Below are 21811 nucleotides of genomic sequence, written 5' to 3' on the forward strand. Positions count from 1 at the left end.
ATTATAATGAAGAAGTTTTGGAAAATAGGATTATCAGCATTTTTAGCAATCGGTGTACTTGCTGCTTGTGGGCAGGGAGATAAGGATGCTAAGCCTTCAACGGACAAGCCACAAACAGAGCAAGAGACATCGCAGGTGGATGAAGCGACATTCCCGATGACGCTGACAGATGCACTTGGTAAGGACATTACACTCGAAGCACCTCCTGAGAAAATCGTTTCGCTTATTCCAAGTAATACAGAAATATTATTTGGCCTTGGTTTAAATGATGAAATCGTAGGTGTTACAGACAATGATGATTATCCACCAGAAGCTGCGGACAAGGAAAAGGTTGGCGGTATGGAGTACGATATTGAGAAGGTTATTGCCTTACAGCCAGATATTGTGTTTTCACATGAATCAAGTATGTCTTTATCAGAAGCAGCGATTGCCCAGCTAGAATCAGCAGGTGTGAAAGTGTTTGTTGTGAACAATGCACAAGATTTTAATGAGACCTACACAACAATTGAGCAGCTTGGTCGTGCTACAGGGAAGCTACCAGAGGCTGAAAAAATTATTGCTGATATGAAGACAAAGGTGGAAGAGATTCAAGCTAAGGTGAAGGATACTGAGCCAAAGAAGGTCCTAGTAGAAGCATCTGATGAGCCAGATATTTATGTAGCTGGAAATGGTACATTTATGAACGCTATGCTTGAGATGATTCATGCAGAAAATGTAGCAGCAGATGGTAATGACTGGTATAAGATTGATGCGGAGCAAATTATTGCAAAAAATCCAGATGTTATTATTGTGACCTATCACTATGTACCAGATATTTTAACAAAAATTCCACAACGTGCTGGCTTTGATACAGTGAATGCTGTGAAAAATAACGCAATTGTGCAAGTGAATGAAAGTACAACAAGCCGTCAGGGTCCACGTTTAGCAGACGGACTTGAAGAATTAGCAAAAGCAATCCATCCAGAGGTATTTGAGTGAAAAAAATAACAGTAGCCTATGTACTAACATGCACGCTTCTTATGATAAGTATCTGGTGCGGTGCAGCAATAGGCTCGGTTCATATTCCATTTGAAGTTTTATGGAATCAGACGGTTGATGAAACAGCCGCCAATATTTTTTGGAAAATTCGTTTGCCGCGTGTGCTATTAGCAGGGCTAGTAGGAGCCTCTCTTGCGATTGCAGGAGCGGCTTTCCAAGGATTATTAAAAAATCCATTAGCAGACCCTTATACATTAGGTGTTTCCTCAGGTGCTTCTGTTGGTGCAGTAATGACTATCTTTTTTAGTATATCCATACCTATGGCAGGGCTGTATGCTTTGCCAATCTTTAGTATGCTCGGTGCTATTCTAACAATGATTATTGTGATGACCTTTGCCAGAGCGGTTGATCGTTCCTTGAAAATGGAGACCTTGATTTTAACAGGTGTTATTTTTAGTTCATTTTTAGGTTCCCTTATTTCTTTAATGATTGCTTTATCGGGCGAGGAGCTACGACAAGTAGTTAGTTGGCTACTTGGCTCGGTCTCGATGCGAGGCTGGCCGTATGTTCAAATGATTATTCCGTTTGTCCTGATTGGCTCACTTATGCTCTGGACACAAAGACGAGAGCTAAATGTTTTATTATATGGTGAGGAGCGAGCCAAACATCTAGGGGTGAATGTAAAGCGTAGTAAGTATTTGATTTTAGCAGGTGGCTCTATGTTAACAGGAGCTGCTGTAGCTGTGTCTGGTACAATTGGCTTTGTAGGGCTAGTTGTACCACATATGACACGAATGATATGGGGCGCTGATCATCGCCATGTATTACCATTATCATTTTTAAATGGGGCAACATTATTAATTATCTGCGACTTAGTAGCACGTACAATCATTTTGCCAAGAGAGCTGCCCATTGGTGTGATTACAGCCTTTATTGGAGCACCTGTTTTTTCTTATATTTTTTATAAGCAGCGTAAAAGCAAGGGGGTGCGGGCATGATTGTTGTTGAACATTTATCGGGTGGCTATGAAGACGTACCACTCGTCAAAGACATAAGTTTTACTGTGGAAAAAGGAAAAATTCTTGGTATTTTAGGACCGAATGGTAGTGGAAAATCCACATTATTGAAAGTATTAAGTGGTATTTTACCAACTACTACTGGCATGGTTATGATTGATGGGAAAGCTATTCACTCGTATAATGCACGTGCATTAGCGAAAAAAATGGCTGTCTTACCACAGCTCCACGCCAATGCTTTCTCCAATAGTGTGCGGGAGGTTGTATCACTCGGACGTTACCCGCATCAAACAGGCTTCTTTGCTAGTTGGTCTGCGCGTGATGAACAGGCTGTTCAACATGCTATGCTACAAACAGGTGTCAAGCGTTATGAACAGACACCAATGGAATTTTTATCAGGTGGGGAGCAGCAACGTGTGTTTGTGGCACAAGCACTTGCCCAAACAGCAGAAATTCTACTGCTAGATGAGCCCACAAATCACTTAGATATTGCCCATCAACGTCAAATTTTAGATATGGTGCGTAAAGAGGCTATGGAATGTGGGCTGACAGTGGTAATGGTGCTACATGATATGAATTTAGCCTCACTTTATTGTGATGAATTATTACTCATGGAGGGCGGGCAGATGCGAGCAATTGGTGCGCCACATGAGGTGATTATCGCTTCACAAATTGAAGATGTTTACCAAGCACGAGTGGCAACCTATGCACATCCTGAAATGCCAAAGCCACAAATTACAATGATGCCTACAGCAGGTGATCGTCAACAACGTGCAATGATTAAAAAGGAGCATTTCACGATAACGGAACATTATATTCAGCTTCAAACAGAAATTCCTTTAAAAATAGTATCATCAGCCGTACATAATCCTGGAATTGGGTGGTTTAGCTGCTTATTAAATCGCTCAGTACCAGGTGATTATGTAATTAGCGATGTAAAACGAGAAGTCAACGAATTTTTACAAAGGGAGAATTTCGCACCTACAAGCACGGTTGTGATGCTAACAGCTGTGCCAACGAGTCTTGTAGCAATCCAAGAATTTTCTGCGTCTTTTGGCAATATGATAGTAGCTGTAACAGCAGGTGTTGGCAATGCAGTGGATGTATCACGTGTACATGAACGACAGGATGAGCCTTATATTGGCACCATCAATACATGGGTCATTATTAATGGCTGTTTATCAGAAGAAGCCTTTTTACAAGCAACGATGACAGCTACAGAAGCAAAGACAAAAGCATTGCAATCAGAAAATATTCGTGATGCGCGCAGTGGAACAATTGCCACAGGTACGGCTACGGATAGTTTGCTAATAGCTGCCACTCAAAAAGGGGAAGAAATGCTGTATGCTGGTCCGATTACAGAAGTAGGGAAAACAATCGCAAAGGGCGTTTTTGAAACAACAGTTCAGGCTATTAAAAATTATAAAAATCAATTTTAGGAGATGAGAGAAATGAAGCTTTACACGAAAACAGGCGATACGGGGAAAACAAGTCTTATTGGTGGACGTGTGGATAAAGATAGTTTACGTGTGGAGGCGTATGGAGCCATTGATGAGCTAAATTCTTTTATTGGCAAGGCTGTTAGCGAATTAGATCAGGCGCTCTTTAAAGATATTTTGACAGACTTAGAGGCAATTCAGCATGAGCTGTTCGATGCTGGTGGTGATCTTGCCAATGTTATGAAGGAGCGTCATTATAAGCTAACAGAGCAGCCTATTGAAGTGTTAGAATCTCGTATTGATGCATTGTCAGATGAAGCACCACCTCTTCAACGTTTTATTTTGCCCGGGGGTGCACCAGCGGCAGCAACTTTACACATTGCTCGTACAGTGGCACGCCGAGCAGAGCGTGAGATGGTAACACTTATGAAGGAAGTAGAAGATGTACCAAAGGTTGTGCAAAAATATTTAAACCGTTTATCGGATTACTTATTTGCAGCTGCACGCGTTGTTAATGTTCGGTTAAAGGTAGCAGATGTTGAATATATTCGTAGTGGTAACGTTTTTAAAAAATAATTTCGCTGGAAGAGTCACTTTGAAATTCAGGGTGGCTTTTTTTCTTGTAAAATGTAAGAATAGAAAATTATCAGTAAGATTTCTTGTTTTGTGTTGACTGAATGCTCACTCATTTATTAGAATAGGAATATAATGATTAAGTGACGTACATTTTTGTATGAACTAGCAATTTCTTTACAAAGAGAGAAATGACGACAAACTAAAGGGGGGGACCAACCATGAGTCCATTATTAATTGCCAATATTATTTTAACAGTCGTGGTTGTGCTTTATGCAGTAGGGTTGTTCTTCTATCTGTTAAAAACACGCTATAAGTATGTGCAATTGGGGAAAAAGGTTGAGTTTGATGAAAGTGTTAAAGAACGACTTCGTTATATTATGATCAATGTATTTGGTCAAAATAAGCTATTAAAAGATCCAAAGAGTGGGCTAATTCATGTTATGTTTTTCTATGGTTTTTTAATGGTACAGCTAGGAGCCATTGATTTAATTTGGAAAGGATTAGCACCAGAATCACATCTGCCATTGGGCATTTTCTACGGTGTCTTTACATTCTTCCAAGAGCTGGTTGTGTTAATGATTTTAATAGCAGTAGTCTGGGCATTTTACCGCCGTTATGTTGAAAAGCTAGTACGTTTAAAACGAGGATGGAAAAATGGGCTAGTATTAATTTTCATTGGTGGCTTAATGGTATCGACATTAATCGCGAATGGTATGGGGTTAATTTGGCATGGTGAGGGATTAACCTATACGGAGCCAGTTGCTTCTAGCATCGCTGCTATTTTTGGCTTCCTACCTACATCGGTAGCTGCTGGCGTGTTTTATGTCATGTGGTGGGCACACCTTTTAATTCTATTAACATTCCTTGTATACGTACCACAATCTAAGCATTTCCACTTAATTGTGAGCCCACTTAATGTCTACATGAATCGTTTAGATCGTGTAGGTACATTAACACCAATTGATTTTGAGGCGTTAGAAAATGCTGAAAGTGAAGAGGATATGCCTGCTATTGGGGTTGGACGCATTCAGGACTTCACGCAAAAGCAAATGCTTGATTTGTACTCTTGCGTAGAATGTGGACGTTGTACAAATATGTGTCCAGCAACAGGAACAGGAAAAATGCTGTCACCAATGGATTTAATCGTGAAATTGCGTGATCATTTAACATTTACAGGTGCTGTTGTCACAAAGCAAAAGCCATGGGTGCCTTATCAATTCTTTGCCAATACAAAGGGCAATCAGCTTGCCATGGCAGCAGGCGCTGAAGGTGCAGTAATTGAAGATATCTATAGTCCATCTTTAATTGGTGATGTCATTACAGAAGAAGAAATTTGGGCTTGTACGACTTGTCGTAACTGTGAGGATCAATGTCCAGTGATGAATGAGCATGTGGATAAAATTATTGATCTACGTCGTTATTTAACAATGACAGAGGGGAAAGTAAATCCTGATGCGCAACGTGCGATGACGAATATTGAGCGACAAGGCAATCCTTGGGGCTTAAACCGTAAAGAAAAAGAAAAATGGCGTGATTTAGATCCAACAATTCATATTCCAACAGTAAAAGAGCTAAAGAAATCTGACGAGGAAATGGAATATCTATTGTGGGTTGGCTCAATGGGTGCATTTGATAACCGTTCACAAAAAATTGCTTTAGCTTTTTGTCGCCTGTTAAACGAAGCTGGTGTGAAGTTTGCAATCTTAGGTAATAAAGAGAAAAACTCAGGAGACACACCTCGTCGTTTAGGAAATGAATTCTTGTTCCAAGAGTTAGCGACAGCTAATATTGATGAGTTTGAGAAGAATGATGTGAAAAAAATCGTTACAATTGACCCGCATGCTTACAATATCTTTAAAAATGAATATCAGGACTTTGGCTGGAAAGGTGAAGTCTATCACCATACAGAATTATTGAACCAGCTAATTGAAGAAAATCGACTAGCGTTAAATTATGAGGTTCATGAAACAATTGTCTTCCATGATTCTTGCTACTTAGGTCGTTACAATGACGTTTATGATGCTCCACGTGAGATATTACGTGGTATTCCTGGAGTTAAACTTGTAGAAATGGAACGAAATCGCGAAACAGCGATGTGCTGTGGCGCAGGTGGCGGTTTAATGTGGATGGAGGAGCATGTCGGTAATCGTATTAATGTAGCACGTACAGAGCAAGCTTTAGCAACGAATGCATCTGTGATTTCTTCTGGCTGTCCTTATTGCTTAACAATGCTAGAGGATGGTACGAAGGCAAAAGAGGTTGAAGATTCCATTGGTACATTCGATATTGCAGAATTACTTGAGCGTTCAGTATTTGGAGAAAAAGTAAAAGCAGCAGAAACTTCTGATGAGGAAACACTTGAAGAAGTAGTAGCTTCAGTAGAAAATGCGCAGCAGAATGAAAATACTGAAATAAACGCAGAAAAATAATCGCTCTTACAGCAATATTTTAGTTATCTGAAAAATATAAATTGCACATTAAAAAATTGTTTTGTAGAATAAGATTAAATGGAAATGGGAGTGGAGTTTAATACTCCCATTTTTCATCGCTAGAAATCGAGCGAGCGTTCAGTCAATTAATTATACGTCGTCGCTTCATTGTGAACGTAAAACAAAAGGGGTGTTTTACTTGAATAGAGCTGTAATTTTAGCAGGAGCAAGAACAGCGTTTGGTAAATTTGGTGGTTCACTAGCAGCATTGCATGCAAGTGACCTTGGTGCGATTGCGATCAAAGGGGCATTAGAGAAAGCCAATCTAGCCTCAGATCAAGTAAATGAAGTGATTCTAGGCTCTGTTTTACAAGGGGGACAGGGGCAAATTCCTTCTCGACAGGCTGCGATAAAAGCTGATTTACCAATCAACGTAAAAACAGAAACAATCAATAAAGTTTGTGCGTCGGGGATGCGCGCAGTCACATTAGCAGATCAACTAATTCGATTAGGGGACGAAGAAGTGATCGTGGCAGGTGGCATGGAGTCCATGTCCAATGCGCCATATTATTTGTTAAATGGTCGAACAGGCTTACGCATGGGAGATTCAACAATGGTCGATGGTATGCTTTATGATGGCCTAACATGTGCGTTCGATAAGGCAAGACCACATATGGGCAACTACGGTAATACGACAGCTAAACGATTTTCACTAAGCCGTGAGGAACAGGATGCCTGGTCAGTGCGCAGTCATGAACGTGCGCTTACTGCCATTGAAAAAGGCTATTTTGCTGAAGAAATTGTACCAGTGGAAATTCCACAACGAAAAGGTGAACCACTTGTTGTTGATACAGATGAGGCACCAAGAGCAGGTACATCGTTGGAAGTGCTGGCGAAGCTAAAACCAGCCTTTGATAAGGATGGTACGATTACTGCAGGGAATGCACCGGGAGTAAATGATGGTGCATGTGCACTTGTCGTCATGAGTGAGGAACGTGCTGCACGTGAAGGTCGAGAACCATTAGCCATTATTCTTGGTCATGAGGAACTTGCGATTGAGCCAGAAAACTTCCCACAAACACCTGGTCTTGTTATTAACAAGCTATTAACAAAGACCAATAAATCATTGGCAGATATTGATTTATTTGAAATCAATGAAGCTTTTGCAGCAGTTGCCTTAGTTAGCACACAGTTAGCCGATTTAGATGCAGATAAGGTCAATGTTAATGGTGGTGCAGTTGCTTTGGGTCACCCAATTGGGGCATCTGGAGCACGCATTATTTTAACACTTGCACAGGAGTTAAAGCGTCGAGGCGGTGGCATCGGCATTGCTGCGATCTGTTCAGGCGGCGGGCAAGGTGATGCGATTATGATTGAAGTACCAAAACAGGGGGACTAAACAAATGGGAATTCACAAGGTAATGGTCATTGGAGCAGGACAAATGGGCTCGGGTATTGCACAGGTTTGTGCACAAGCAGGCTATGAAGTGACATTGAATGATGTGAAGCCAGAATTTTTAGAGCGTGGGCTAGGGGTTATTATAAAAAATTTATCACGCGATGTTGAAAAAGGGCGTAAAACTGAAGAAGAGAAAGCAGCTATTTTAGCACGACTTCATACTTCATTAGATTTACAAGATGCTCGTGATGTAGATATTGTGATTGAAGCTGCTGTCGAAAATATGGACATAAAGCAATCGATCTTTAAGCAACTGGATGAGATTGCACCAGCACATGCCATTTTAGCTACAAATACATCTTCACTGCCGATTACAGAAATTGCAGCAGTGACAAATCGTCCAGAGCAGGTTATTGGTATGCATTTTATGAATCCTGTGCCTGTGATGAAGCTTGTTGAAATCATTCGAGGCTTAGCAACAGCTGATGAGGTCTACAAAGCTGTTGAGGAGATGACAGTAAAGCTTGCAAAAACGCCAGTAGAGGTAAATGATTTTCCCGGCTTTATTTCCAATCGTATTTTACTACCGATGATTAATGAGGCGATTTATGCACTTTATGAAGGGGTCGCAACAAAGGAAGCGATTGACGATGTAATGAAGCTTGGTATGAACCATCCAATGGGGCCATTAACGTTAGCAGACTTCATTGGTTTGGATACTTGTCTTTACATCATGGAAATTTTACACGAGGGTCTAGGAGATAGTAAATATCGCCCTTGCCCACTGCTTCGTAAATATGTGGCAGCAGGCTGGCTTGGGAAAAAATCAGGAAGAGGTTTTTATGTATATGAATAATGCTATGGGGATGGGATTATTCGGATGCTACGGGACAACTTAGAGGGGTGACATTATAGATGCATTTGCAATTTACAGATGAGCAAATTATGATGCGCGATATGGTGCGTCAGTTTGCCCAGGAAAAAATTCAGCCATGGATAGAGCGTATGGAAGCAGGGGAATTTCCACGTGAGCTTCTACAGCAAATGGGTGAACTTGGCTTAATGGGGATTACTACACCAGAAGACTTAGGTGGCTCTGGCATGGACTTTACATCGTATATTATTGCGATTCATGAACTATCAAAAGTAAGCGCTGTAATGGGCGTTATTTTATCAGTGCATACTTCGGTCGGAACAAATCCAATCATTTACTTTGGCAATGATGAGCAAAAGAAACGTTATGTACCAAAGCTTGCAGCAGGGGAATATTTAGGCGCATTTTGTTTAACAGAACCAAGTGCAGGTTCAGACGCTGGCTCTCTACAATCAAAAGCAGTGCGAGATGGCGATGAATATGTGCTTAATGGTTCCAAGGTATTTATTACAAATGGCGGAGAGGCTGATGTGTATATTGTCTTCGCTTCTACGAATCCAACTGAAAAAACACGAGGTATTTCTGCATTTATTGTGGAAAAGGGAACACCAGGGCTTATTATTGGCAAGGATGAACAGAAGATGGGCTTGCATGGCTCCCGTACAGTTCAGTTGACATTTGATAATTGCCGTATTCCAGCCGATAACCTACTTGGGGAAGAGGGAGAAGGCTTTAAAATTGCACTGGCTAATTTAGATGTTGGTCGTATTGGTATTGCTGCACAGGCTTTAGGAATTGCAGAAGCAGCATTTGAAGCTGCAACGGCTTATGCCAAGGAACGTGTTCAATTTGGCAAGCCAATTGTTGCCCAGCAAGGCGTTGGCTTTAAGCTTGCAGATATGGCAACGGCTGTTGAATCTGCAAAGCTCTTAGTTTATCGTGCAGCCGATTTACGGGCGAAAGGCTTACCCTGTGGAGCGGAGGCCTCAATGGCGAAGCTTTTTGCATCACGTACAGCTGTACAAACGGCAATTGAAGCTATTCAAGTATTTGGTGGCTATGGCTATACAGAGGATTATCCAGTCGAACGCTATTTCCGCGATGCCAAGGTTACAGAAATCTATGAAGGCACAAGTGAAATTCAAAAACTAGTAATAAGTAAGCATTTATTGAAGTAAAAGGCGCTCAATAAAATGTTAGGGTCGCTCGAAAAAGGGAGAAGGGCGCTCAATAAAGTGGTAGAATCGCTCAAAAAGTCACTACAACCGCTCAATAATGAGAAGAAATCGCTCAATCTAGCACTACAATGGAACAGAGTCTAATTAAAAAGGGGAAATGGACAATGAACTTTCAATTAACAGAAGAGCATGAGCAATTGCGTGAAATGATTCGTGATTTTGCAATAAATGAAGTAGCACCAACAGCAGCAGAACGTGACGAAAATGAAGAATTTGACCGTGCGATTTTCGATAAAATGGCGGAGCTTGGATTAACAGGTATTCCATGGCCAGAGGAATATGGCGGAGCGGGATTTGACTACCTTGCATATGTCATTGCTGTCGAGGAATTATCTCGTGTTTGTGCTTCCACAGGAGTAACATTATCTGCACATACATCATTAGCTGGCTGGCCACTCTACAAGTTTGGGACAGAGGAGCAAAAACAAAAATATCTTCGTCCAATGGCGGAAGGAAAGCATATTGGTGCATATGGTTTAACAGAACCAGGGTCAGGCTCAGATGCGGGTGGTATGAAAACGTATGCAAAGCGTGATGGTGATGATTATATTTTAAATGGCTCAAAAATCTTTATTACAAATGGTGGAGTAGCGGATACATATATTGTATTTGCCGTAACAGACCCAGAGGCAAAGCATGGAACATCTGCATTTATCGTAGAAGCAGGATTTGAAGGCTTCTCTGTAGGGAAAAAAGAGAAAAAACTGGGGATACGCTCATCACCAACAACAGAAATTATTTTTGATAATTGTCGTGTGCCAAAGGAAAATCTGCTTGGTGCTGAAGGAGAAGGCTTTAAAATTGCAATGATTACATTAGATGGCGGACGTAATGGTATTGCGGCTCAAGCTGTAGGGATTGCCCAGGGAGCGTTAGATGCAGCAGTTGGTTATGCAAAAGAGCGTGTACAATTTGGTAAGCCGATCGCTGCTAATCAAGGTGTATCCTTTAAATTAGCAGATATGGCAACTCAAATTGAGGCCTCTCGATTGCTGACATATCAAGCTGCTTGGTTAGAATCTAATAATTTACCATATGGTAAAGCATCTGCAATGGCAAAGTTAATGGCTGGCGATACTGCGATGAGTGTAACGACAGAGGCGGTTCAAGTATTTGGTGGCTACGGTTATACAAAAGATTACCCTGTTGAGCGCTTTATGCGTGATGCAAAAATTACACAAATTTATGAAGGTACGCAGGAGATTCAACGTCTAGTAATCTCACGTATGCTAACAAAATAACCAATGCCAGAAAAAGAGAAAAGGCCCCAAGTACAGTCAACCGTAAAAGATGAAAATTTAATCGCCATACGTCGTGAACAAATGATTCAAGGAGCTATTAAGCTATTTAAAGAAAAAGGCTTCCATCGGGCTACGACGAGGGAAATTGCAAAAGCAGCAGGTTTTAGTATCGGTACGTTATATGAGTATATCCGCACGAAAGAAGATGTTTTGTACCTTGTCTGTGATAGCATTTATCATCATGCGATGGAGCGGCTTTCAAGCTATGAAATTAAGGCAGGAACGATTGAAGAATTAAAAGAAATGATTCGAGAGTATTTCCTGCAAATCGATCATATGGTTGATGAGCTTACTATTATGTATCAAGAAACGAAATCATTATCTAAAGAAGCACAACGCTATGTTTTTAGTAAAGAGTTTGAAATGGTTGCTACCTTTGAACGATTGCTAAAACGCTGTGTACAGTCTGGTGAATTAACGATGACAGACAAGCAAATCCATTTAGCAGCCAATAATTTAGTGGTCTCAGGGCAAAGCTGGGCATTCCGTAAATGGGCATTACATCGTCAGCACTCTATTGACGAGTTTATTGAAATGCAAATTACATTGTTCATTTCAGGCATAAAGGGGTTCTAATAGTTCGAAAAAGAGGTTGTCGGTAATTGCATACAGCGATCATGCAATTGCCGACTTTTTTAATTCATTTCGGGAGAGAGTGAGGATTTCATATGACAAAGGTAGAAGTATACCGTCCAAAAAATCATGTACGTTTTGTAACAGCATCAAGTCTTTTTGATGGACATGATGCTTCGATCAATATTATGCGACGCATCTTACAATCCAGCGGCGTAGAAGTTATTCATTTAGGCCATAATCGTTCCGTAGAAGAAGTCGTTAATGCCGCGATACAAGAGGATGCACAAGGCATTGCTATATCCTCCTATCAAGGCGGGCATATGGAATACTTTAAATATATGTATGATTTACTCCATGAAAAAGGTGCGCCACATATTAAAATTTATGGTGGTGGAGGCGGGGTTATTTTACCGCGTGAAATAAAGGAGCTTCATGATTACGGAATTGCAGGGATCTTTTCACCAGAGGATGGCCGTATTTTAGGGCTACAAGGTATGATTAACGAACAAGTGAAAGGCACAGATTTCTCAACTGCAACAGGTAATTATTTAGAAAAATTAGCGGTAGTAACGCCAGAAACGCCTGAAATTTTAGCGAATTTAATAACAGCAGCCGAGTCAAATGCAGATGAAGAAACGAGAAAGATGTTAGAAGAAGCTCGAAAACGTTCAAAGGGCACCCCAATTCTAGGGATTACAGGAACAGGGGGAGCTGGTAAATCTTCTTTAACAGATGAGCTCATCCGCCGATTTTTGAAGGAATTTCCAGATAAGCGTGTAGCAATTCTTTCTGTCGATCCAACAAAGCAAAAAACGGGCGGAGCATTACTTGGAGATCGAATTCGCATGAATGCCATCTTCAATAACCGTGTTTATATGCGTAGTTTAGCAACGCGTGGCTCTCGTACTGAATTATCTGCATCAATTGGTGATGTGCTAGATGTAGTACGAGTAGCAGGCTATGATTTAATTATTGTGGAAACCAGTGGTATTGGTCAGGGTGATGCCGAAATTACAAAATATACGGATTTATCAATGTATGTGATGACAAGTGAATTTGGTGCACCAACACAGCTTGAGAAAATTGATATGATTGATTTTGCTGATGTTATTGCTATTAACAAGTTTGAGCGTAAAGGCTCTGAGGATGCACTGCGTCAAGTGCAAAAGCAATATCAACGTTCACGGGAGCTGTGGGCAGAGTCGCTTGATAATATGCCAGTGTATGGGACGATTGCAAGTCAATTTAATGATAAAGGAACAAATGCATTATTTGCGGCATTAGTAAATATTATTAATCAAAAAACAGGTAGTGATTGGGCAACAAGCTATGAGCAATTTGCCAAAACGCAAAAGCAAGATGTCATTATTCCAAACGATCGCCGTTATTATTTACGTGAAATTACAGATGCTGTTCGTGGCTATCATAAAAAGTCAGAGCAGCAGGTGGCATTTGCTCGTCGTCTATTCCAATTAGAGGGTGCTATTGCAACAGTGCAGGAAAAAGCACCAGATGATGCACTTGTCGCATCGCTTACTTCTTTAGCAGAAGGTGTCAGAGATGAATTAACAGCAGAATCCAAGCGTATATTGGATAATTGGCAGGCTTTACGAGAAGCTTATGCAGGCGATGAGTTTGTGACGAAAGTGCGGGATAAAGAAATTCGTACCATCTTAAAAACAACAAGTCTTTCTGGTACAAAAATTCCGAAAGTAGCATTGCCGAAATTTGAAGATTATGGTGAAATATTACGCTGGGTTTATAAAGAAAATGTACCTGGCGAATTTCCATATACAGCAGGTGTTTTCCAATTTAAGCGTGAGGGAGAAGATCCAAAGCGCCAATTTGCTGGTGAAGGAACACCAGAGCGTACAAATAAACGATTCCATTATCTATCAAAGGATGATGATGCGAAACGTTTATCCACAGCATTTGATTCGGTTACATTATATGGTGAGGACCCTGACTATCGTCCAGATATTTATGGTAAGGTTGGGGAATCAGGTGTATCAATCTGTACATTAGAAGATATGAAAAAGCTCTATGCAGGCTTTGATCTATGTGCACCATCTACATCTGTATCGATGACGATTAATGGTCCAGCGCCTATTATTTTAGCGATGTTTATGAATACAGCAATTGATCAACAGATACAATTACGTGAACAAGAGCTTGGCCGAACTTTGACAGTTGAAGAATTTACAGAGACACGTGAAAAAACATTGCAAGTCGTGCGTGGTACAGTACAAGCAGATATTTTAAAGGAAGATCAAGGGCAAAATACATGCATTTTCTCAACAGAGTTTGCCTTACGTATGATGGGGGATATTCAGCAATACTTTATAGATCATAAAGTGCGTAACTATTATTCCGTATCAATTTCTGGCTACCATATTGCAGAGGCTGGCGCAAATCCTATTTCCCAATTAGCCTTTACCTTAGCGAATGGCTTTACGTATGTAGAATATTATTTAAGCCGTGGCATGAATATTAATGATTTTGCACCAAATCTATCGTTCTTCTTTTCAAATGGTCTTGATCCAGAATATACAGTAATCGGACGAGTTGCACGACGTATTTGGGCCATTGTAATGCGTGATAAATACGGTGCAAATGAGCGCGCACAAAAGCTAAAGTATCATATTCAAACTTCTGGACGTAGTTTACACGCACAGGAAATTGATTTTAATGATATTCGTACAACATTACAGGCATTGATGGCATTACAAGATAACTGTAATTCATTGCATACAAATGCCTATGATGAGGCGATTACTACACCTACAGAGGAATCTGTACGTCGTGCTATGGCTATTCAAATGATTATTACAAAAGAGCATGGCTTAACGAAAAACGAAAATCCTTTGCAAGGTGCTTTTATTGTTGAAGAGTTGACGGATCTTGTAGAAGAAGCGGTTCTTGAAGAATTTGATCGTATCAATGATCGTGGGGGCGTACTAGGGGCAATGGAAACACAATACCAACGAGGTAAAATTCAAGAAGAGTCCATGTACTATGAAATGCTCAAGCATGCAGGTGAATTACCAATTATTGGTGTTAATACGTACTTAAATCCAAATCCACCGTCAGATGCTGCTATTGATAATATGGAAATTGCACGTGCATCAACAGAAGAAAAGGAAACGCAAATTCATAATTTACATGCCTTCTGGAAAGAGCATGAAGACAAAAGTGTAGCAGCGATTGCTCGTTTACAAGAAGTGGCTGTTAACAATGGCAATATTTTTGCGGAGTTAATGGAAACGGTGAAAGTAGCTAGCTTAGGGCAAATTACCAGAGCTTTATATGAAGTAGGCGGTCAATATCGCCGTAATATGTAATATATCTTCTTTGTGAATGTATGCAACTTGCTTCGTTCAGTTTAAGTGTCTAGTCTTAGGATTAGGCACTTCTTTTTATTTTCGTTATAATAGAACTGTAAAAAAGAGGAGGCGCGGTAGAGAATGAAATTAATTCTTCACTACATAATTATATTAGCTTTAGTATTGGGAGCCATTTTCCTGTATAATAAGCAAATTGGCGCTATTCCTTTACTACTATTATCTGTCTACTTGTTTTATCTAGGTATCAAAAAAATGCGCAATATAAAAAACAGTAATTGACGCTAGCAAAGGGACTAAAACTTTGTATATAATGGGTATTATGCTTATGATATGAAAAGTGACTTTGGCATAGTTTTTTACTACGCCTGGAAAAAATCAATTACGCCCCGATGTAATTGTGTCCAGATTTTTTCGCGTTCGTGAGGGGAAACCTCTTTAAAATCTGTGACATCTTCGGGGCTTTAGCTTGGTTCAACTAGAGTTAGATTACTTACTGAAGCAAGACAAAGCATTATGTAATTTTAAAACGTCCATTGTGATGAGGGAAAGGAAGTGCACGAATTGAATTTTCGTGAAATGACAAAGGAACAATTAGCGGAAGAGTCGTTAATTAACTTAGCGTATGCAATTTTAAATGAAAAGCATACCCCAATAGCTTTTAATGATTTACTGAAAATCATTCAGGAGCTTGTGGGTTATAATGATGAAGCTATAAAATCTCGCCTGCTGCAATTTTATACAGATATCAATATAGATGGTCGTTTCTTATTTAATCAAGAAACAGGCTGGGGCTTACGTGAATGGTTTAAAGTAGAGCAAATCGAAGAAGAAACAGCACCTTCTGTGAAAACCCAAAAGAAAAAGTCAAAAGCTGTTCTCGATGAAGACGATGATCTTGTGGAAGATATCGATTTAGATGAAGAAGATATTGACTTTGATGAGGACTTTGAAGAGTTCGTGGAAGAAGACGACCTTGATGAAGAGGAAGATGATGATAAAGAAGACATCGAATTTGATGATGACGACTTAGAGGATATTGACGAAGAAATCGATGAAGACTTTATTGATGAAGAAGAAGAGTTTGAGGAAGAAGAGGAAGAACTTTAAGAACCGTATGCTTAGAATTTTCTCGTAACTAAAAGCAAAAAATCTTGACTTCTATCACGGTTACGTTTAATCTTTTACTTGGGCTCCTTAAAAGAAGGAGAAAAAGACCGTGTATATAATACGCTCCCCCTGCAAACCTATGCAGGAGGAGCGTTTTTTTGTTTTGAACTTGATTCAGTCCAGTTCTCCCAATGTATAGCAAACAGTGACTGAATACATGTTAGAGTTTAAGGATTTACAGGAAAGTGAAAAAGAGATAGAACCGTTTACAGCTTCGAATTGGCTACATTTTTGTAGACGTTCTCGGCTTTTCTTGTTTTAGGGTATATTCCCTATCCGAACACTGGATCTAGCAATTTTAGCACATCATAAGGAGGAATTTTTCATGACGAAGTATATTTTTGTAACAGGTGGGGTTGTATCATCACTTGGCAAAGGGATTGTTGCAGCATCTCTAGGCAGATTATTAAAAAATCGTGGTTTAGAAGTGACGATTCAAAAATTTGATCCATATATCAACATTGATCCTGGTACAATGAGTCCCTATCAACATGGTGAGGTTTTTGTTACGGATGATGGGGCAGAGGCTGACTTAGACTTAGGGCATTATGAACGTTTTATTGATATTAATCTAGGGAAACATTCTACCGTAACTTCAGGTCGTGTTTATCAATCCGTATTGCAGAAAGAACGCCGTGGTGATTATAACGGTGGAACAGTACAAGTAATTCCTCATATTACGAATGAAATTAAAGATCGTATCCAGCGTGCAGGTCGTGAAACAAACGCTGATGTAGTAATTACAGAGGTAGGCGGAACAGTAGGGGATATCGAATCATTGCCATTCCTTGAAGCAATTCGTCAGATGAAAACAAATTTAGGGCATAATAATGTCATGTATATCCACTGCACACTAATTCCTTATATTAAAGCAGCAGGTGAGTTGAAAACAAAACCGACACAGCACTCTGTTAAGGAATTACGTTCTCTAGGTATTCAGCCAAATATTATTGTTGTGCGTACAGAGCAGGAAGTACCACAAGATATGAAGGAAAAACTAGCTTTATTCTGCGATGTTCAACCACATGAAATTATTGAATCTCGTGATGCAGAGCATTTATATGAAGTGCCATTAAACCTACATGCGCAAGATATAGATGATATTGTGCTAGATCATTTCGGTATTAAAGCACCAGAGGCAGATATGGAAGAATGGCGCGACCTTGTAGAAAAAGTGAAAAACCTACCAAATAAAAGAAGAATAGCGCTTGTAGGGAAATACGTGGAGCTACAAGATGCGTATATTTCAGTGGTAGAGGCATTAAAGCATGCAGGGTATGCGTTTAATTCGGATATTGACATTGATTGGATTAATGCAGAGCAAGTAGACGCGGATAATGTAGCGAGTCAATTAAAAGGTGCTGATGCTATTTTAGTACCAGGTGGCTTTGGAGATCGCGGAGTAGAAGGGAAAATTTTAGCGATACAATATGCACGTGAAAATAATGTACCTTTCCTAGGCATTTGTTTAGGTATGCAGCTAGCAACAGTAGAATTTGCTCGCAATGTCCTTGACCTAAAAGGCGCTCATTCTACAGAACTTGATGCAAATACAGCGTACCCAATTATCGATTTCTTACCAGATCAAAACGATAGTGTAGATATTGGTGGTACCTTACGTTTAGGATTATATCCATGTAAATTAAAAGATGGCTCTAAGGCTGGCAAAGCCTATGGCAAAGAGCTTGTATACGAGCGTCATCGTCACCGCTATGAATTTAACAACGAATATCGTGAGGCAATGGAAGCAGCAGGTCTTGTCTTTTCAGGAACAAGCCCAGACGGCAAACTAGTGGAAATCATTGAGCTACCAGAAAATGAATTCTTTGTAGCCTGTCAATTCCACCCAGAGCTAGTCTCACGTCCAAACCGTCCACAGCCATTGTTCCGTGATTTTATCGGAGCAACATTCAAATAAGCTAAAAGAGTTGTCTCGTTTATAGAGACAACTCTTTTTTATAGCTCTTCCTCATCCAATGCCAGCATTTCATCATATGCTATTTTGACAGCTTCATATACAAAAAGCCCAGCAATTGCATGTGGTACAACAATTCGCTGTCCAACATCGTTTGGTAATAAACCACCTTTGACACGAGTAGAAATATACGTATAAGCTAAATCTGCCAAAGGATTTTCGGCATTCCCAGCTTCATTGGCAACAGCAGAAAAAGGAATAAAACGTTGATGTAATTCCTGTGCTAAGGCTAATGCTTCTGTGTCGTGTGCACTACGAGTAAAAATACAAACACGATCAGCCTCCGTTAAAACGGTATCTGCTGTCCAACAAACTAATTTATGGAATGGCTCAACTGCTTGGAATGCATTTAATTCAACAACCTGCATTTCACCAAAGCAAGCGAAATATACATGGCCCTCGCCAATTGCTGCTTGTGCAAGTAGTCTTGCTGTTTCCTCAATGGCATTCTCTTCATTTTGCGTAATTCTTTGAAGTAAACCACTTAATTGTGTTGTTAGAATTTTTGACATGTTCCCACCTCTATCCATATTATAGGGGTGAACAAGGTAGAAAGCAAAAGCAGATAATTTACAATATTAGAAGGTATTAAGCCGAAAAAGGCGAATATTAATAATGAAGAAAAGTTTTATAGAACAGTAAAATAAAAAGGGCGGAATGGAATGATGAAATATGAAAAGATTATTAATTGTCGATGATCAACAGGGTATTCGTTTACTTTTAAATGAAGTATTGAAAAAGGAAGGATACACTACATATTTAGCAGCTAATGGCGTAGAGGCATTAAAGTTTGCCAATGAACAAGAAATAGATTGTGTGTTATTAGATATGAAAATACCAGGAATGGATGGTATTGAAATCTTAAGGCGTTTAAAAGAGAAGTGGCCAAAGCTTCCTGTATTTATGATGACTGCATATGGCGAACTAGATGTTGTGCAAGAAGCTTTAAAGCTAGGAGCAATTCGTTACTTTACTAAGCCTTTTGATATTTTTGAGGTACGTGATGAGGTTAATAAAACGTTACAGGTGTAAGAAACAGGCGGTGTGGACACACGGCCTGTTTTTTTATGTTTAACCAATTATTTCTATTCCGATTTCATTTGTCCACTAGTTAGCTCTGTCGCTGCGTTTCACTACGCTTTGGTGTAGAAAATAATAGCCCCTGCTTTTCAGGTGCCTGCCTTCGTTGCGTTCCACTTCACTGCGGCTAACCCTGTCGCTACGTTTCACTACGCTTTCGGGTAGAAAATAATAGCCCCTGCTTTTCAGGTGCCTGCCTTCGTTGCGTTCCACTTCACTGCGGCTAACCCTGTCGCTACGTTTCACTACGCTTTCGGGTAGAAAATAATAGCCCCTGCTTTTCAGGTGCCTGCCTTCGTTGCGTTTCACTTCACTGCGGCTGACCCTGTCGCTGCGTTTCACTACGCTTTCGGGTAGAAAATAATAGCCCCTGCTTTTCAGGTGCCTGCCTTCGTTGCGTTTCACTTCACTGCGGCTGACCCTGTCGCTGCGTTTCACTACGCTTTCGGGTAGAAAATAATAGCCCCTGCTTTTCAGGTGCCTGCCTTCGTTGCGTTCCACTTCACTGCGGCTGACCCTGTCGCTACGTTTCACTACGCTTTCGTGTAGAAAATAATAGCCCCTGCTTTTCAGGTGCCTGCCTTCGTTGCGTTCCACTTCACTGGGGCCAACCCTGTCGCTGCGTTTCACTACGCTTTCGGGTAGAAAATAATAGCCCCTGCTTTTCAGGGGCTATTATTTTTGCTATGATTGAGGAGCATATTTATGTAGAAAGAAATAGTCCTATAAGGAGGATTTTTAGTATGGCATTAGTATCTATGAAAGAGATGTTAATTAAAGCAAAAGCAGAGGGTTACGCTGTTGGTCAGTTCAATATTAACAACCTTGAATGGACGCAAGCGATTTTACAGGCAGCAGAGGAAGAAAAATCGCCAGTGATTCTTGGTGTTTCAGAGGGCGCAGGTAAATATATGGGCGGCTTTATCGCTGTTGTTCACATGGTAAAAGGTTTAATGAAATCTTATGGTACTACAGTCCCTGTAGCAATCCATCTTGATCATGGCTCTAGCTTTGCAAAATGTAAAGAAGCAATTGATGCAGGCTTTACTTCTGTAATGATTGATGCCTCACATCATCCTTTTGATGAAAATGTCAAAATTACTTCAGAGGTAGTAGAGTATGCACATGCTAAAGGCGTTTCTGTTGAGGCAGAATTAGGAACAGTTGGTGGAGATGAAGACGGTGTTATTGGCGGTATTATTTATGCAGATCCAGAGGAATGCCGTAAAATGGTTGAGCTAACGGATATCGACTGCTTAGCACCAGCACTTGGTTCTGTGCATGGTCCGTATCAAGGAGAACCAAACCTAGGCTTTAAAGAAATGGAAGAAATTTCTAAATTAGCAGACCTTCCACTTGTCTTACATGGCGGTACAGGTATCCCACTAAAAGATATCCAACGCTCGATTTCATTAGGTACAGCTAAGATCAACGTCAATACTGAAAATCAAATTGAAGCAACAAAAGCAATTCGTGAAATTCTTGATAATGACAAAGTTGTTTATGATCCACGTAAATTCCTTGGACCAGCCCGTGAAGCGATTAAAGCAACAGTGATTGGTAAAATTCGCGAATTTGGTAGTGCACAAAAAGCATAATTTTTGCATTTAATATGTGACAAAAGCATAGATAAATACACATAAATAAGAGAAGTGTTGATGCTATCAATCGACCTTCTCTTGTTTTTGAAATAATGGAATTTGGAAAAGACTTAATATTATAAGAACATGATCAGGAGGAAATACGATGAAGTTTTTTATTGATACAGCAAATTTTGAAGAGATTAAAGAGGCACATGCATGGGGAATCTTATCAGGTGTTACAACAAACCCATCTTTAGTAGCTAAAGAAGAAAACGTTTCTTTCCATGATCGTCTTCGTGAAATCGCTGAGCTTGTTGACGGCTCTGTAAGCGGAGAAGTCATTGCACTTGATGCAGAAGGTATGATGAAAGAAGGTTTAGAATTAGCTGCTATTGCTCCAAACATTACGGTCAAGCTCCCGATGACGCCAGCTGGATTAGAGGCTTGTCGTTTCTTTGCCAACAAAGGTATTAAAACAAATGTAACATTAATATTTAGTGCCAACCAAGCATTAATGGCTGCGCGTGCAGGTGCTACATATGTATCACCATTTATCGGCCGTTTAGATGACATTGGTCAAAATGGTGTAGAGCTAATCGAAACAATTGCAGATATTTTCACAATTCATAATATCGACACAGAAATTATTGCTGCCTCTGTGCGCCATCCACAGCATGTGACAGCAGCAGCTTTAGCAGGTGCCCATATTTCAACAACTCCATTTAAAGTATTAAAACAACTTTTCAACCATCCATTAACGGAAAAAGGAATTGAAGGATTTTTAGCGGATTGGAATAAGAGAAAAGGCGAATAATAAGATTATAAAGTGAGCCAAT

The 21811-nt window shown here is 40.1% G+C and carries 18 protein-coding genes; 16 read left to right on the forward strand and 2 right to left on the reverse strand.

What is annotated here, in order from left to right; genetic code table 11:
- The first annotated feature begins 6 nt into the window (after positions 1–6).
- From MHB44_RS03200 to MHB44_RS03260, 13 genes are all read left to right on the forward strand, one after another.
- The gene (locus MHB44_RS03200) at positions 7–978 is read left to right on the forward strand and encodes an ABC transporter substrate-binding protein (protein ID WP_053993155.1); all 972 of its coding nucleotides are present in this window, start codon (positions 7–9) and stop codon (positions 976–978) included.
- Positions 975–1976 (forward strand): iron ABC transporter permease, encoded by a 1002-nt coding sequence (locus MHB44_RS03205; protein ID WP_200908496.1) that lies wholly within the window; start codon positions 975–977, stop codon positions 1974–1976. The genes MHB44_RS03200 and MHB44_RS03205 overlap by 4 nt, the downstream gene beginning before the upstream one ends.
- Entirely contained in the window at positions 1973–3433 is a 1461-nt protein-coding gene (locus MHB44_RS03210; RefSeq protein ID WP_053993154.1) for an adenosylcobinamide amidohydrolase, read from the forward strand. The genes MHB44_RS03205 and MHB44_RS03210 overlap by 4 nt, the downstream gene beginning before the upstream one ends.
- Before the next feature lie 12 nt (positions 3434–3445).
- Entirely contained in the window at positions 3446–4009 is a 564-nt protein-coding gene (locus MHB44_RS03215) for a cob(I)yrinic acid a,c-diamide adenosyltransferase (RefSeq protein ID WP_053993153.1), read from the forward strand.
- 218 nt (positions 4010–4227) lie between these two features.
- Entirely contained in the window at positions 4228–6438 is a 2211-nt protein-coding gene (locus MHB44_RS03220) for a heterodisulfide reductase-related iron-sulfur binding cluster (protein WP_053993152.1), read from the forward strand.
- Between the two features lie 199 nt (positions 6439–6637).
- Positions 6638–7837, forward strand: coding sequence for an acetyl-CoA C-acetyltransferase (locus tag MHB44_RS03225; protein ID WP_053993151.1), 1200 nt, complete (start codon positions 6638–6640; stop codon positions 7835–7837).
- Positions 7838–7841: 4 nt separating this feature from the next.
- Entirely contained in the window at positions 7842–8693 is an 852-nt protein-coding gene (locus MHB44_RS03230) for a 3-hydroxybutyryl-CoA dehydrogenase (protein ID WP_053993150.1), read from the forward strand.
- Positions 8694–8752: 59 nt separating this feature from the next.
- Positions 8753–9889 carry an acyl-CoA dehydrogenase gene (locus MHB44_RS03235; RefSeq protein ID WP_341301565.1) on the forward strand — a complete coding sequence of 379 codons (1137 nt, stop codon included), beginning with the start codon at positions 8753–8755 and terminating at the stop codon, positions 9887–9889.
- A gap of 164 nt (positions 9890–10053) precedes the next feature.
- Positions 10054–11190 (forward strand): acyl-CoA dehydrogenase, encoded by a 1137-nt coding sequence (locus MHB44_RS03240; RefSeq protein WP_341301566.1) that lies wholly within the window; start codon positions 10054–10056, stop codon positions 11188–11190.
- Positions 11191–11193: 3 nt separating this feature from the next.
- Entirely contained in the window at positions 11194–11826 is a 633-nt protein-coding gene (locus MHB44_RS03245) for a TetR/AcrR family transcriptional regulator (RefSeq protein WP_053993147.1), read from the forward strand.
- Positions 11827–11918: 92 nt separating this feature from the next.
- Positions 11919–15167: a fused isobutyryl-CoA mutase/GTPase IcmF gene (gene icmF / locus MHB44_RS03250; protein WP_341301567.1), complete on the forward strand. Its 3249-nt coding sequence runs from the start codon at positions 11919–11921 to the stop codon at positions 15165–15167.
- A gap of 564 nt (positions 15168–15731) precedes the next feature.
- Positions 15732–16277, forward strand: a complete 546-nt coding sequence (gene rpoE, locus MHB44_RS03255; RefSeq protein ID WP_341301568.1) for a DNA-directed RNA polymerase subunit delta — start codon at positions 15732–15734, stop codon at positions 16275–16277.
- Positions 16278–16662: 385 nt separating this feature from the next.
- A complete protein-coding gene (locus MHB44_RS03260; RefSeq protein ID WP_341301569.1) occupies positions 16663–18255 on the forward strand; it encodes a CTP synthase in 1593 nt (530 codons plus the stop codon).
- A gap of 38 nt (positions 18256–18293) precedes the next feature.
- Here MHB44_RS03260 and MHB44_RS03265 read toward each other — a convergent pair whose 3' ends face one another.
- The gene (locus tag MHB44_RS03265) at positions 18294–18824 is read right to left on the reverse strand and encodes a DUF2529 family protein (RefSeq protein ID WP_341301570.1); all 531 of its coding nucleotides are present in this window, start codon (positions 18822–18824) and stop codon (positions 18294–18296) included.
- Between the two features lie 160 nt (positions 18825–18984).
- Here MHB44_RS03265 and MHB44_RS03270 point away from each other — a divergent pair, with 160 nt between their 5' ends.
- Positions 18985–19344: a response regulator gene (locus MHB44_RS03270; protein ID WP_341301571.1), complete on the forward strand. Its 360-nt coding sequence runs from the start codon at positions 18985–18987 to the stop codon at positions 19342–19344.
- Positions 19345–19419: 75 nt separating this feature from the next.
- Here the strand turns inward: MHB44_RS03270 and MHB44_RS03275 are convergent, their stop codons facing one another.
- Positions 19420–19989, reverse strand: coding sequence for a hypothetical protein (locus MHB44_RS03275; protein WP_341301572.1), 570 nt, complete (start codon positions 19987–19989; stop codon positions 19420–19422).
- Positions 19990–20135: 146 nt separating this feature from the next.
- On the opposite strand from MHB44_RS03275, the gene MHB44_RS03280 reads away from it, so the two are divergent.
- On the forward strand, positions 20136–20990 hold the full coding sequence (locus MHB44_RS03280) for a class II fructose-bisphosphate aldolase (protein WP_341301573.1): 855 nt from the start codon (positions 20136–20138) through the stop codon (positions 20988–20990).
- A gap of 148 nt (positions 20991–21138) precedes the next feature.
- Entirely contained in the window at positions 21139–21789 is a 651-nt protein-coding gene (gene fsa / locus MHB44_RS03285; RefSeq protein WP_341301574.1) for a fructose-6-phosphate aldolase, read from the forward strand.
- Positions 21790–21811: the final 22 nt, after the last annotated feature.

It is taken from the genome of Lysinibacillus sp. FSL H8-0500 (assembly GCF_038051955.1).
GTDB classification, from domain to species: Bacteria; Bacillota; Bacilli; order Bacillales_A; family Planococcaceae; genus Lysinibacillus; species Lysinibacillus macroides.